The 14915-nt window shown below is 72.1% G+C and carries 8 protein-coding genes, 1 tRNA gene and 1 pseudogene; 2 read left to right on the plus strand and 8 right to left on the minus strand.

What is annotated here, in order from left to right; translation table 11 throughout:
- The first annotated feature begins 144 nt into the window (after positions 1 to 144).
- On the plus strand, positions 145 to 306 hold the full coding sequence (locus HA039_RS33980; protein ID WP_243870298.1) for a hypothetical protein: 162 nt from the start codon (positions 145 to 147) through the stop codon (positions 304 to 306).
- A gap of 188 nt (positions 307 to 494) precedes the next feature.
- A pseudogene (locus tag HA039_RS34605) lies at positions 495 to 1564 on the plus strand (tyrosine-type recombinase/integrase); the annotation flags it as partial.
- A 48-nt stretch (positions 1565 to 1612) separates the two neighbouring features.
- Here HA039_RS34605 and HA039_RS15005 read toward each other — a convergent pair.
- From HA039_RS15005 to HA039_RS15045, 8 genes are all read right to left on the minus strand, one after another.
- Positions 1613 to 1686: transfer RNA gene (locus HA039_RS15005), tRNA-Thr, on the minus strand.
- Positions 1687 to 1783: 97 nt separating this feature from the next.
- Positions 1784 to 3328 (minus strand): alpha/beta hydrolase, encoded by a 1545-nt coding sequence (locus HA039_RS15010; protein ID WP_167029390.1) that lies wholly within the window; start codon positions 3326 to 3328, stop codon positions 1784 to 1786.
- Positions 3329 to 3419: 91 nt separating this feature from the next.
- Entirely contained in the window at positions 3420 to 4625 is a 1206-nt protein-coding gene (locus HA039_RS15015; protein WP_167029393.1) for a DNA polymerase III subunit delta', read from the minus strand.
- Between the two features lie 241 nt (positions 4626 to 4866).
- On the minus strand, positions 4867 to 8868 hold the full coding sequence (gene tmk / locus HA039_RS15020) for a dTMP kinase (RefSeq protein ID WP_243869445.1): 4002 nt from the start codon (positions 8866 to 8868) through the stop codon (positions 4867 to 4869).
- A 121-nt stretch (positions 8869 to 8989) separates the two neighbouring features.
- The gene (topA, locus tag HA039_RS15030) at positions 8990 to 11866 is read right to left on the minus strand and encodes a type I DNA topoisomerase (protein ID WP_167029395.1); all 2877 of its coding nucleotides are present in this window, start codon (positions 11864 to 11866) and stop codon (positions 8990 to 8992) included.
- 416 nt (positions 11867 to 12282) lie between these two features.
- Complete coding sequence (locus tag HA039_RS15035; protein WP_167029399.1) at positions 12283 to 12480, minus strand: hypothetical protein; 198 nt, start codon at positions 12478 to 12480, stop codon at positions 12283 to 12285.
- A gap of 123 nt (positions 12481 to 12603) precedes the next feature.
- A complete protein-coding gene (locus HA039_RS15040; protein WP_167029402.1) occupies positions 12604 to 14103 on the minus strand; it encodes a DUF7059 domain-containing protein in 1500 nt (499 codons plus the stop codon).
- A gap of 91 nt (positions 14104 to 14194) precedes the next feature.
- Complete coding sequence (locus HA039_RS15045; protein ID WP_167029405.1) at positions 14195 to 14776, minus strand: small secreted protein; 582 nt, start codon at positions 14774 to 14776, stop codon at positions 14195 to 14197.
- Positions 14777 to 14915: the final 139 nt, after the last annotated feature.

Below are 14915 nucleotides of genomic sequence, written 5' to 3' on the forward strand. Positions count from 1 at the left end.
GGCCTGAACCTGCGGACCGCGGTCACACGACTTCCCGCATCACCTCCGCGGAACTGACGTTCCTGCACACCGGCAGCGCGGGACTGGAAGTCCGGCGCCTCGAACCTGATCGGCCGCAACAGCCGGCCGCTCAACGAGGTCGTCGTGAACCTCCTGCCCACCCCGAAAGCCTCCGACGGGCCGCACGGCGGATCCAACCAACGCGACACCTCGGGCCCCTACTACCTGCCCGGCCAAGCCGTCCGCCTCGACCCGACATGGGTGGCCCTGGACGGCACCGCCTACGGCCCCGCCATCCGCCGCTGAGAACACGTCACCGGACGCCCGGCGCCCTGCACGACCGAGCCGGGCACCCGCGGCAACCGGCGCCTGTCGCCGGCGTTCGCCGAATGGCTCATGGGCCTGCCCACCGGCTGGGTCACCGACGTCCCGGACATCCCCCGCAAGGAACAACTCCGCATCATCGGCAACGGCGTCGTACCTCAACAGGCACCCCCGGCATCGGGAAGCACCGCATCGACAAGCTCGCCCCCGAGTACCTTGAGCAGATGTACCGAGCCATGCTCGATGCCGGACACGCGCCATCCCACGTGGTCAAGGTGCACCGCATCCTGTCGCGGGCCCTGAAGATTGCCCACCGCTGGCGGATGATCGGCGAGAACGTCGCCACGCTGGTCGAACCGCCTAGCATCGAGGAGGCCGAGACCAACCCGTTCACCCAGGAAGAGGCGAAAGCCTTCCTGAAAGCGGCTGCCAAGCGCCCCACCTTCATGCGGTGGATCGTCGGCGTGGGCATGGGGTTCCGGCAGGGCGAGACCCTGGGGCTGCGGTGGCCGTACGTCGACCTACAGGCCGAGCTGTTCCACCCCCGGTGGCAGCTTCAGCGGCTCACGTGGCGGCACGGCTGCGGCAACGCGCACGCCTGTGGAACGCGCCTGCAACCGCTTCGAACCCTGCCCGCCGGACTGCGCCACACACACCGGGGCTACAAGCGGGGATGCCCGAAGCCGTGCACGGCGACGTGCGTCAAACACGCGAGCATCTGCCCCGACCGTAAGGGAGGAGTTTGGCCTTCACCCGCCCCAAAACGAGGAAGAGCACGAACCCCGTGCCGATCCCGCCGGCGTTCATCCCCCACCTGATCGCACACAAGGCACAGCAGGACGAATTGCGTGAGGCGGCCAGCGAACTCTGGCAGGAGCACCAGGCCGTGTTCACTCAGGCCGACGGGCGCCCCATCGACCCCCGCGACGACTGGGAGGAGTTCAAGGAGCTCCTGGCAGAGGCAGGCATCGGTGACCGTCGCCTCTACGACGGGAGCCGCCACACTGCGGGCACGATCCTGAACGAGCTGGGGGTGGACATGCCCACGATCATGGAGATCCTCCGGCACACCCAGATCAGTCAGACGCGCCGCTACGTCAAGGGCCGATCGCATCTCTCGAAGGACGCCATGCGACGCATGGGAGACACCTTCCTCCCCGCCCCGAAACTGGCCCCTGAGCCCCCGACTGAGACTGGGGACCGGCGCGCGGCCCGCGCGCGGCGTCGCAGGATCCGGTGAAATAGCAAAAGCCCCAGGTCATGGCGAGATGTCCTGGGGCTTCCACAGAGCCGCCTTCGGGATTCGAACCCGAGACCTACGCATTACGAGTGCGTTGCTCTGGCCAACTGAGCTAAGGCGGCGTGCCGTCCGGACCATACTGCGGTCAGCGGCGGGGCCAAGTCTACACAGTTTCCGGGGGTGCTCCCGACCTCCCGGGTTCTGGGGCCTTTTCGCTGGTCAGGAGCACTTTGTGGCGGGTTTGGGGGGTGTGCCCTCCAGGAGGTACGTGTTGATCGCCGTGTCGATGCAGTCGCTGCCCCGGCCGTAGGCGGTGTGGCCGTCGCCGTCGTACGTGAGCAGGGTGGCCGACGAGAGCTGGTCGGCCAGGGAGACCGCCCACTTGTACGGGGTCGCCGGGTCGCGGGTGGTGCCGACCACGACGATCGGGGCCGCGCCCTTCGCCTCGATGCGGTGGGCCGTGCCGGTGGCCTTCGTCGGCCAGTACGCGCAGTTCAGGGACGCCCACGCGAGGCCCTCGCCGAAGACCGGGGAGGCCTGCTCGAAGGAGGGCAGCGCCGCGGTGACCTCGGCGGGGCCGCTGAAGGCGGGCGGGAGGTCCAGGCAGTTGACGGCGGAGTTGGCGAACATCAGGTTCGCGTACGTACCGTCTCCGTCGCGTTCGTAGTACGAGTCGGCGAGACTGAGGAGCGCCGAGCCGTCGCCCGCCATCGCCGTCGTGAGCGCCTCGCGCAGCTGCGGCCAGGTGGACTCGTCGTACATCGCGGCGATCACCCCCGTCGTCGCCAGCGACTCGGTCAGGCGGCGGCTCTCCCCGGTGGCCACGGGCTTGGCGTCCAGGGCGGTGAAGAACGCCTTCATCCGCGCGCCGACGTCGGCGACGGACTTGGTGCCGAGCGGGCAGTCCTTCCGCTTCACGCAGTCGGCCGCGAAGGACGTGAAGGCCGTCTCGAAGCCGGCGGTCTGGTCGCGGTTCAGCTCGCGGGCCGGGAGCGAGGGGTCCATCGCCCCGTCGAGGACGAGTCGCCCGGTGTTCCCGGGGAACAGCTCGGCGTACGTCGCCCCGAGGAAGGTCCCGTACGAGGCCCCCACGTACGTCAGCTTCTTGTCGCCCAGCGCCGCGCGGAAGATGTCCATGTCGCGGGCCGCGTCGACCGTGGACACGTGCGGGAGGATCTTGGCCGACCGCTTCTCGCAGCCCGCCGCGAACTTCTTGAACGACGTGGTCAGCAGCGTCTCCTCGCGCGGGTCGTCCGGGGTCTGGTCGACCTGCGTGTACGCGTCCATCTCCTTGCCCGTGAGGCATTCGACGGGCTCGCTGTCGGCCACTCCGCGCGGGTCGACGGCCACCATGTCGTACCGCGCACGGACCGGGGCCGGGTAACCGATGCCCGCGTACGCCTGGAGGTAGCCGATCGCCGAGCCGCCGGGGCCGCCCGGGTTGACCTGGAGGGAACCGAGGCGTTTGCCGGGGCCCGTGGCCTTCTTCCGGGCAACCGCCAGGCTGATCTCGGTCCCGTCCGGCTTCGCGTAGTCCAGCGGGGCCTTCATGGTGGCGCAGTCGAAGCCGGCCGCCCCGCACGAACGCCACGCGAGCTTCTGCCCGTAGAACTTCTTCAGCGCGGCCTGTTCCGCCGTCGAGCCCGCTCCCGTTCTCGTCCCCGTACCCGCTCCGGACGCCGAGTCCGAACTACAGCCGGAGAGCAGCAGGCCGGCCGCCACGAGGGCGGTGGCGGAGATACGGAAGAGGCGCCTCGTGTCCATTCCGCGAGCCTAGCCGCCGGGTGACGCCTTCCTGGTACCCACGCTCGTACGGGTGAATCACGGCCCCAAGCGGGACGAAACCACGTCCCCGTCAGCCCGCGCGCAGCGACACCGCCATCGCCTCGACCGCCAGCAGCGGCGCCACGTTGCGGTCCAGGGCCTGCCGGCACGCGCTGATCGACTCGATGCGCCGCAGCGTCCGCTCCGGCGTGGAGGCCCTGGCGACCCGGTCCAGCGCGTCCCGTACGTCCACGTTGGCGAGCTGGACGCGGGAGCCCAACTGGAGGGCCAGGACGTCGCGGTAGAAGCCGGTGAGCTCGGTCAGCGCCAGGTCGAGGCTGTCGCGCTGCGTACGGGTCGAACGGCGCTTCTGGCGGTCGGCCAGCTCCTTCATCACACCCGCCGTACCGCGCGGCATCCGGCCGCCCGCCGACGCGCCGAGCGCCGCCTTCATGTCCTCCGTCTCCTTGACGTCGACATCCTCGGCGACCTGCTTGGCGTCCTCCGTCGCGGCGTCGATCAGCTCCTGGGCCGCCCGCAGGCAGCCGCCGATGTCGTCGACGCGCAGCGGCATCTTCAGGACCGTGGCGCGGCGGGCGCGGGCCCGCTCGTCCGTGGCCAGGCGGCGGGCCCGGCCGATGTGCCCCTGGGTCGCGCGCGCGGCGGCGTGCGCGGCCTCGGGGTCGATGCCGTCGCGCCGGATCAGGACGTCCGCCACCGCCTCCACGGGCGGCGTACGCAGGACGAGGTGGCGGCAGCGCGAACGGATCGTGGGCAGGACGTCCTCCAGCGAGGGGGCGCAGAGCAGCCATACGGTGCGCTGCGCCGGCTCCTCCACGGCCTTCAGCAGGACGTTGCCCGCGCCCTCGGTGAGGCGGTCGGCGTCCTCCAGCACGTTGACCTGCCAGCGCCCGCCGGCCGGGGAGAGCTGCGAGCGGCGGACCAGCTCACGGGTCTCCTTCACGCCGATGGAGAGCAGGTCGGTACGGATGACGTCCACATCCGCGTGCGTCCCGATCAGGCTCGTATGGCAGCCGTCGCAGAACCCGCAGCCCGGCTCCCCGCCCAGCGCGCGGTCCGGGCTGGTGCACTGGAGGGCGGCGGCGAAGGCGCGGGCGGCGGTGGAGCGGCCGGAACCGGGGGGGCCGGTGAAGAGCCAGGCATGCGTCATCCTCGACGCCTCGGGGGGTACGAGGCCCGCCGCCTCGGCCGTGACGCGCGCGTCCGCGTCCCGCGCGGCCGCCGCCAGCGTCGCCTGGACGCGGTCCTGCCCGACCAGGTCGTCCCATACGGTCATGTGCCGCCATCACCTCCGTGCCGTGCCGTCTGCCGTCTGCGTTGTACGGAGTGTTTCGCGCCGTACGGAATCCATTGTGGGGCCCGGGTCTGACAGTCCCGCCCCTCACCAGGAACCCCACGGGCTGACCGGGGCCCGACCGGCGCGGGAACGGCCTCGGGGCCCGGGCGCGAAAGCCCGGGCCCCGAGGCCGTTCAGCCGTACTCAGGTCCTGCCCGCCGGGCAGACCAGCGGACGGGTCCTAGCGGCGCCGCCGCCGTCCGCCGTTCTCGTCGCGGTCGTCGTCGTGCGGGCCGAGCAGTTCGTCGGCCAGGGTCGGGAGGTCGTCCAAGGGGGTCTCCTCCGCCCAGTCCGAGCGACGGCGCGGACGCTCCGCCTCCGGCGCCTGCGCGTACCCGGGCTCCGGGCCCTGTCCGGCGTCCGGATACAGCTGCGGCAGCTCACGCGTGCGCTCGTTGGGGCCGTCGACCGCCGCCGGATCCGGCGTCTCCTCACGGAAGAAGCCCGGCGGCACCCGGTCCGCGGGAACGGTGTCCTGTACGGGCCGTACCGGCGGCAGTACGGCGGTCTCGTCGGTGGCGCGCACCTCGCGCGCGTCCCTGGCGTCCCGCACGCCACGCGGCTGGGGGGCGGCTGGCGGGGCCGGCGGGGCCCACGACTGCCGCGGATCCCGCGCGTCCGACGAACCCGGCTCGTCCTGTGAGCCGTGCGAACCCGGCGCCTCCTGCGCACTGCCCGAGTCCGCCGCGTCCGCCGAACCCTCCGCATCCTTAGGACGCTCGACACGCGCGTCCCGTACCTGCGGGATCACCGCCGTGTCGTCGGCCGCCGGATCCTGGATCCGCGGGATCACCCGGGTCTCGTCCGCGGCCGGCTCCTGGACCTGCGGGATGACCGCCGTCTCCTCGGCGTCGGAGTCCCGTCCCGGCCGCTCGCCCTCCGGACGTACCGCCGGCACCTCCCGCGTCACCTCGTCCGGAGCGAACTGCGGTCCCTTCGCCTCCGGCCCCTTCGAGTCGGGCCCCGTCGACTCGGGCCCCTGCGAATCCGACTCCCCCGACTCCGGCTTCTTCAACTCCGGTTTCGTCAGGTCCGGCTTCTTCAGGAACTTCCCGCTCGGCACCACCGGCGTCGGCACCGTCGTCTCGTGCGGCGGATACGCCGGCGGTACGGGCCGCTCCGCGTCCGCCGCAGCCCGAGCCGCCGCCTCAGCGGCCTCCCGAGCAGCCGCGGCCTCCCGCTCAGCGGCCTGCCTGGCCGCCTCCTCGGCCGCGGCGCGCTCCGCGACAGCCCGCTCGGCAGCGGCCCGTTCCGCCACAGCCCGCTCGGCGGCAGCCCTCTCGGCCGCGGCCTGCTCCGCAGCGGCGCGCTCCACGGCGGCCCTCTCGGCAGCCGCCTGCTCCGCGGCGGCCCGTCCGGCCGCCGCCTCTTCCTCCGCCGCCTTGGCCGAAGCCGCCGCGGCCGCCGCCGCGGACTCCTCCGCGAGCCGCCGCGCCTCCTCGGCCCTGAGCAGCGCCTCCTCCGCCTTGCGCTGCTTCTCCCGGCGCCGTTCCTCCGCCTCGGCACGCAGCCGGGCCTCGTCCTCGGCCTGCCTCCTGAGACGCGCCTGCTCCGCCTCGTGCGCCTGCTGCTCGGCCTCCCGGCGCCTGCGCTCCTCCTCGGCCAGCCGGCGTTCGTCCTCGGCGCGCTGCCTGGCCTCCTCCGCCTGCCGTTCGGCCTCGCGCTGCCGCGCCTCCTCCAGCTCGCGGCGCTTGCGCTCCTCCTCCTCGGCCCGGAGCTTGGCCAGCTGCGCCTGGCGCTCGCGCTCCAGCCGCTCTTCCTCCGCCTTGCGCGCCGCCTCTTCCTCGGCCCGGCGGCGAGCCTCCTCGATGGCGGCCTTCCGCGCGTCCTCCCGGGCTTTCACCTCGGCCTCGGACAGCGGCAGCATCTGGTCGAGCCGGTGCCGTACGACCGTGGTGACGGCCGCCGGCTCCTGGCCCGCGTCCACGACGAGGTACCGGGCGGGGTCGGCCGCCGCGAGGGTCAGGAAGCCGGACCGTACCCGCTCGTGGAACTCCGCGGGCTCCGACTCCAGCCGGTCCGGCGCCTCCGTGAACCGCTCACGCGCCGTCTCCGGGGAGACGTCGAGCAGCACCGTCAGGTGCGGTACGAGACCGTCCGTCGCCCAGCGCGAGATCCGCGCGATCTCCGTGGGCGAGAGGTCACGGCCCGCGCCCTGGTACGCCACGGACGAGTCGATGTACCGGTCCGAGATGACAATCGCACCCCGCTCCAGGGCGGGACGGACCACCGAGTCGACGTGCTCGGCGCGGTCGGCCGCGTACAGCAGCGCCTCCGCGCGGTTCGACAACCCGGCGCTCGACACGTCGAGCAGGATGGACCGCAGCCGCTTGCCGACCGGCGTCGCGCCGGGCTCGCGCGTGACGACCACCTCGTGTCCCTTGCCGCGGATCCACTCCGCCAGCGCCTCCACCTGCGTGGACTTGCCGGCGCCGTCACCGCCCTCCACCGCGAGGAAGAAGCCGGACGCGGCCGGGGCCTGCGCCGGATCGGCGCCGCCGCGCACCGCGTCCCGCAGGTCCCTGCGCAGCGGCACACCCGCGCGGTCGTCGGTCTTGGCGAGCACCACGGCCGCGACGGGCAGCAGCAGCGCGCCGACCAGCATGAGCGTGAAGGCCGCGCCGCCGTGCGCGAAGACGAAGTCCTCGTTGGCGAGGCGGTGCGGGCCGATGGCGGCGGCGAGCAGGGGCGCGACGACCACGCCGGCCGCCACGAAGACCCGTACGACCGCGTGGAGATGTTCCGTCACGCGCGTACGGAGTGATTCCTCGGTCTCCAGATCGATGAGCGTGTGCCCGGTGTTCGCCGCGACACCGGCGGCGAAGCCGGTGAACAGCGCGAGGAACAGGACGGTCGCCGTGTCCGGGACGAGCCCCATGGCGAGCAGCGAGATCCCGGTCAGCGCGATCGCCAGCGGCAGCAGGCGGCGGCGGGACAGGGAGGGCAGCACCTTGGCCGCGCGCCGGATGCCGAGCCCGGTGCCTCCGGTCAGGAGGAGGACGAGCAGCGCGAACGCGACGGGGCCGCCGCCGAGGTCCTTCGCGTGCAGGACGGACACGGCCACGGCGGCCGACACCGCGCCGGCCACGGCGGAGCAGGCGAGGACGAACAGCGGCACTCCGCCCGTACGCCCCTTGCCCGCACTGGAGCGGGAACCGGCGGACGTGGAGGCCGAGGGCCGTCGCAGCCCTTCCAGCGGCGAGCGCGGCCGGGGCGTCCGCCCGTCGGGCAGCTCGATGAAGTAGAGCGTCGACACGGAGGCGGCGAAGAGTCCCGCCGCCACGTACGACCCGAGGGCCGCCTGATGCAGCGAGAACCAGTCGATGCCCGTGCCGAGCAGATTGCCGATCAGTGTGGCCACGAGCAGCACGGCCGCCGCCGCGGGCACGGCGAGGAACGCCGTGCGCAGCGAGAGCCGGTGCAGGGCGTCGAGATGGTCGGGCAGCGGGCGGACCGCCGCGCCCTCCAACGGAGGCGCCGGGAGCAGGGCGGGAGCCGCGCTCTCCTTGGCGATCGTCCAGAAGCGCTCGGCGACGCCGGCCACGAAGACCGTGCCGAGCAGGATGGGCAGGGCGCGGTCCGGGGTCCAGTCGATCCACAGCGGCGCGATGATCAGGAGCGCGAGGCGTACGACGTCCGCGCCGATCATCGTCCAGCGGCGGTCGAGCGGCCCGCCCTCCCGCGGCTGCTTGCGCGGCTTGGCACGCTTGCCGGAAGCGGAAGCGGGGGCAGAGGCGTTACGCGGCAGGGGGCTGCCGTCGGCCGCGACGGCCGAGGCGCCGGTCCCGCCGGCCTCGCCCGCACCGGCGCCCGTCCTCGGACGTGTGCCGGAAGAACGGGTGCCGGAAGGGGGAGTCACCAACGCCGTCAGCGGTCCCAGGAGCACCGCCCCGAACAGCACCGTGGCCACGACCCGTGCCCCGAACACCGCCGCGACGGCGAACGCCGCGCCCCGGTATCCCGCACCGAACGAGCCCTCGGAGATCGCCGCTTGCAACGACAGGAGCAGAAGCACGAGAACGGCGAGCGCGTCGCCCACCCCGCCGATGAGCTGGGCGCCCCACAGCCGCCGGAGCGGTGGGAGGCGCAGCAGTGATCGGACGGCGCGCTCTCGTGAGTCTGCGGCAAGTGCGTCGGAGTCGGAGGTGGGGCTCACGACCGTTGGCTGCTCGGCTCGCGTCATCCGCCCAGCCTATCCGCAGCCGCTGACAGTCCGTGCGGCCGGTGCGGAGCGGGTGGCCCCGGCGTGGTGATTACCGCCCGGTTGCCCTCCCCGACCCGCCCATCGGTCCGCCCGGGTCCGCCTATTCGTCCGTTTTCGCCGACCTCGAAGCGGAGGCGGACGTCTTCTTGGCCGTCGACTTCGCCGCGGTCGACTTCGCCGCCGTGGACTTCGCCGCCGTCGTCTTCTTGGCGGCCGTCTTCGCCGTGGTCTTCTTCGCGACGGCCTTCTTCGCCGTCGTCGCCTTCTTGGCCGGCGCGCGCTTGGCGGGGGCCTTCTTCGCCGTCTTCTTGGCAGGCGACTTGGCGCGCTTCTCCGCGAGCAGCTCGTAACCCCGCTCAGGAGTGATCGCCTCGACGCTGTCGTCCGTCCGCAGCGTCGCGTTCGTCTCGCCGTCGGTGACGTACGGCCCGAACCGGCCGTCCTTCACCACCACGGGACGCTCGCTCACCGGGTCCGTGCCCAGTTCCTTGAGCGGCGGCTTGGCCGCGGCGCGGCCCCGCTGCTTCGGCTGGGCGTAGATCGCCAGCGCCTCGTCGAGCGTGATGTCGAAGAGCTGGTCCTCGGTCGTCAGGGACCGTGAGTCGGTGCCCTTCTTAAGATACGGGCCGTACCGGCCGTTCTGCGCCGTGATCTCGACCCCCTCGGCGTCCGTCCCCACCACACGCGGCAGCGACATCAGCTTGAGGGCGTCGTCGATGGTGACCGTGTCCAAGGACATCGACTTGAAGAGGGAGGCGGTACGCGGCTTGACCGCGTTCTTGCCCGTCTTCGGGGTGTTCTCCGGGAGGATCTCGGTGACGTACGGGCCGTACCGGCCGTCCTTGGCGACGATCTGGTTCCCCGTCACGGGGTCGGCGCCCAGTTCGAAGTCGCCGCTCGGCTTGGCCAGCAGCTCTTCCGCGTACTCGACCGTCAGCTCGTCCGGTGCCATCTCCTCGGGCACGTCGGCGCGCTGGTGGCCCTCTTCGTCCTTCTCGCCGCGCTCCACGTACGGCCCGTACCGGCCGACGCGCAGCATGATGCCGTCGCCGACGGGGAACGAGGAGATCTCCCGGGCGTCGATCGCGCCGAGGTCCGTGACCAGTTCCTTCAGGCCGCCGAGGTGGTCCCCGTCGCCGTTGCCCGCGGCCGAGGCGGCGCCGACGTCCTCGCCGTCCCCGCCCTCGCCGAAGTAGAAGCGCTTGAGCCACGGCACGGAGTGCGCCTCGCCCCGCGCGATGCGGTCGAGGTCGTCCTCCATCCGGGCCGTGAAGTCGTAGTCGACGAGCCGGCCGAAGTGGGTCTCCAGCAGATTGACCACGGCGAAGGAGAGGAAGGACGGGACGAGCGCCGTGCCCTTCTTGAACACGTAACCGCGATCGAGGATGGTCCCGATGATCGAGGCGTACGTGGACGGGCGGCCGATCTCGCGCTCCTCCAGCTCCTTGACCAGCGACGCTTCCGTGTAGCGGGCCGGGGGCTTGGTGGAGTGGCCGTCGACGGACAGTTCCTCGGCGGACAGCGCGTCGCCCTCGGCGACCTGCGGCAGTCGGCGCTCGCGGTCGTCCAGCTCGGCGTTCGGGTCGTCGGCGCCTTCGACGTACGCCTTCATGAAGCCGTGGAAGGTGATCGTCTTGCCGGACGCGGAGAACTCCGCCTCGCGGCCGTCGGAGGCGGACCCGACGATCTTGACGGTGACGCTGTTGCCGACCGCGTCCTTCATCTGGGAGGCGACGGTCCGCTTCCAGATCAGCTCGTAGAGGCGGAACTGGTCGCCGGACAGACCCGTCTCGGCGGGCGTGCGGAAACGATCACCCGAAGGCCGGATCGCCTCGTGCGCCTCCTGCGCGTTCTTGACCTTGCCGGCGTACGTGCGCGGCTTGTCCGGCAGGTAGTTCGCCCCGTACAGCTGCGTGACCTGCGCGCGGGCCGCCGAGATCGCGGTGTCGGAGAGCGTCGTGGAGTCCGTACGCATATAGGTGATGAAGCCGTTCTCGTACAGCTTCTGCGCGACCTGCATCGTGGACTTGGCCCCGAAGCCCAGCTTGCGCGAGGCCTCCTGCTGGAGCGTCGTCGTACGGAAGGGGGCGTACGGGGAGCGGCGGTACGGCTTCGACTCGACGGACCGCACCGAGAAGGAAGCGTTCTCCAGCGCGGCGGCCAGGGCGCGCGCGTTCGCCTCGTCCAGGTGGAGCGTCTGGTCGGACTTGATCCGGCCGTCGGAACCGAAGTCACGGCCCTGGGCGACCCGCTTGCCGTCGACCGCGTTGAGCCGGGCGAGCAGCGAGGACGGGTCGGAGGCGTCACCGGCACGGCCGGTGGAGAACGTGCCGGTCAGGTCCCAGTACTCGGCGGAGCGGAACGCGATGCGCTCCCGCTCGCGCTCGACGACGAGGCGGGTGGCGACGGACTGCACACGGCCGGCGGACAGGCCGCGCATGACCTTCTTCCACAGGACCGGCGAGACCTCGTAGCCGTACAGCCGGTCGAGGATACGGCGGGTCTCCTGGGCGTCGACCATGCGCGTGTTCAGCTCGCGCGGGTTGGCGACGGCGGCCCTGATCGCGTCCTTGGTGATCTCGTGGAAGACCATCCGGTGGACGGGGACCTTGGGCTTCAGGACTTCCTGGAGGTGCCACGCGATGGCTTCGCCCTCGCGGTCCTCATCGGTGGCGAGGTAGAGCTCGTCGGACTCGGCCAGCAGCTCCTTGAGCTTTCTGACCTGTGCCTTCTTGTCGGCGTTGACGACGTAGATCGGCTCGAAGTCGTTGTTCACGTCCACGCCGAGACGGCGTACCTCGCCCGTGTACTTCTCCGGCACCTCGGCGGCACCGTTCGGGAGGTCGCGGATGTGCCCGACGCTCGCCTCGACGACATATCCGGGGCCGAGGTAGCCCTTGATCGTCTTCGCCTTGGCGGGCGACTCGACGATGACGAGTCGGCGGCCGCCGTGTGCGGCTTCGCTGGTCGGGGACAACTTCGCTCTTCTCTCCGGATCGACACTCGGTGGGCCCGTACGCCAGTACGGCAGAACGGCACGGCGGGACCGGGTACGGCCCAGCGGTGACGCTGCTTCGCTGCGGAGTGTGACGGTACAACCCGCCCCCGTGTCAAACGGCGAAAGACCGCAGCGGCCACTCGAACGGTAACCCGACTCCGGGCATTCCTGCCGCCCGGACCCCCGGGCCCGTCGCGTCGGGGCGCTTCCCGGGTGGTTCCGGGGCGGGCCGGGAGGGGGGTCGCGTACCGGCGGCCCGGAGAGGGTCCGGTGCAGGTCCGGGGTGGTCGGGGCGCCGGGCGGAGGCGCCTGTCGATCATGGACGGGAGATTCCGGTCCGGGACCGGAAAGCCGGAATCGGATCGGGGAGCCGGAGCCGGATCGCGGGGAGCGGATCAGATACGACCGAAGAACCAGACGCCGAGAGCGAGAAAGACCACGCCAGAGAGTGTCGTGAGCGTGACGGAGGCCGCGGTGCCCACTCCGTGGGCCACCGGCGCGCGGTGCAGGACCCGGACCCCGGTCCACAGCAGCAGCGCGGCGCCGAACAGCGCGAAGGCCGTCCCCGCGAAGATCGCCGGTCCGCTCTCCATGCCCGCACCCCGTTCGCTCCGTCGTACCCCGGCGCCCATGACGCGGCGCCGGGACCCAGGAGCCCGAGGCTGGCACCCCGGAGCGTCAGGAGTACGAATTTCGGGTGAACGCCACGCGCCGGTTCACCCGGAAGCCGGTTCCAGGAAGCCTTCCTCCACCAGGAGCCGGATCGACTGCGGCGTACGGTCCCTGAGCAGCACCGGGTCCTCGCCCATGACCTGCGCGATCGCGTCCAGGATCCGGCCGGCGCTCAGCGTCCCGTCGCAGACCCCGGCGAAGCCCGCCCCGACGGTGTCGACCTTCGTGGCCCGCCGCATCCCCCGGTGCTGGCGCAGCACCACGTGCTCGGGGTCCTCCGCGCCGGGCAGCCCCACCTGCTCCTGGACGACCTCGGTCGCGAGGACGAAGTGGTCGGCGAGCAGCGCCGCGTCGTCATGCCCCCGCAGGTAGTCCTGCCGCGCGAAGTGCGCCTGTACGGCGTCGCCGAGCGGCTGCTCCACCGCGTGCGGCCACTCCTCCACGACGACCGAGGGCTCCTCGGCGCCGGACTTCCTCAGCGTGATCCAGCCGAAGCCGACGGCCTTGGTCCTACGGGACTCGAACTCGTCCAGCCACGCCCCGTACCGCTCCGCGTACGCCTCCGGGTCGCTGCGGTGGTCGCCGCTGTCCCGCAGCCACAGCTCCGCGTACTGCGTGATGTCCTGCACCTCCCGCTGGACGATCCACGCGTCGCACCCGCGCGGCACCCAGGAGCGCAGCCGCTCCTGCCATTCCTCGCCCTCGACGTGCTCCCAGTTGGCGAGAAACTGCGCGTACCCGCCCCGGTTCAGGTGCTCCCCCGCCTGCGACACCAGCGTCCGGCACAGGTCGTCGCCCGCCATGCCGCCGTCCCGGTAGGTGAGCCGGGCGCCGGGCGAGATCACGAAGGGCGGGTTCGACACGATGAGGTCGTACGTCTCGTCCGCGACCGGCTCGAACAGTGATCCCTCGCGCAGGTCGGCCCCGGGCGCCCCGGAGAGGGCCAGGGTCAGGCGGGTGAAGGCCAGGGCGCGCGGATTGAGGTCGGTGGCGGTGACGCGTGTGGCGTGCCGGCTGGCGTGCAGGGCCTGGATGCCGGAGCCCGTGCCGAGGTCGAGGGCGCTGTCCACCGGCGTCCGTACGGTGATGCCGGCCAGGGTCGTCGAGGCGCCGCCGACCCCGAGCACGACCCCCTCGTCGTGGTCACCCACGCCGCCCGCGCCGCCGACGGCGCAGCCCAGGTCGGAGACGATGAACCAGTCCTGCCCCTCGGGTCCGCCGTACGGCCGGACGTCGACCGTGGCGCTGATCTCGTCCCCGTCCTCGACGATCCAGCCGTCGGCCAGCGCCTCGGGGAGCGTCAGGGCGCGCTCCGCGTGTTCGCGGGCGACGGGCCGCTGGAGCAGGAAGAGCCGGACGAGCGATTCGAGCGGGGTGTGGCCTTCGGTGGCGCGCAGGGCGGGCACGGTCTCGCTGCGGGCCAGCGCGGCGTAGGCGGGGGCGCCGAGCAGGTCGAGCAGGCCGTCGACGGTGAAGTCGGCGGCGAGGAGGACCTCACGGAGCCGGGACGAGTGGTCGGGCGAGGGAAGGCTGGTCGTACTCACGCCACCATTGTGGCGGGTGTCACCGACAACGGCCCGCGGCCCGCCGCCCGGAAGGGGTGACGGGCCACGGCGCCGGCTCGCGCTCGGCGTCCTAGGACGCGCTCGCGCCGTCCGAGGCGGACGGGGAGGGCTTCTGGCAGCCGGGCTGCTTGGCCATGGCCTTGCCGACCTCGCCGGACTGGAGCCTCTGGAGCGCGTCGTCCCCGCTCTTGCTGAGCTTGTCGAGCTCGTCGGCGATCCCGGTCAGGCCGTCGGCGAACCGGGCCTGGTCCTTGGTGTCGAGCGCGTCGACCTTCTGCTTGAGGCCCGCGTAGGCGGCCGAGGTGGCGTTGAGTTCCTTGACGGCTTCCTGCTGGGTCGTCGCGCCGTCCTTGACGGGCGGGGCGCCCGCGCCGTTCACGGCGGAACCCAGGGCCTTGTAGGCGTCCGAGATGGACTGGAAGGCCGCCGAGTCCGTCTTCTGGACGTCGGCCGGCTTGCTGCTGTCCGAGGTCACCTGCTGGATGGAGACGTTGGCGGCCGCGATCTTCTTGAGCTGCGGCTGCACCTGGTCGCAGACCTGCTTCGCCCAGTCGTTGACCTTGTTGTCGCTGTCGTCGCCGCTACTGCAGCCGGTCAGCGCCATGAGCAGTGCCGCACCGCCGGACAGCGCGGCCACAAGCTTCTTGTTCACCGGTTTGGTCCCTTCCAAGGCTCTCGGCCCCGGAACATACACGCCATGTGGGCTACATCCGCGCGCCGGACGTCCGGTTCAGATCGCATTGTCACCGTTTGCACCAGCGGCGAGGGAGAGACACCTCACGCTCGCCGGA

This window comes from Streptomyces liangshanensis (assembly GCF_011694815.1).
Classification (GTDB): Bacteria; Actinomycetota; Actinomycetes; order Streptomycetales; family Streptomycetaceae; genus Streptomyces; species Streptomyces liangshanensis.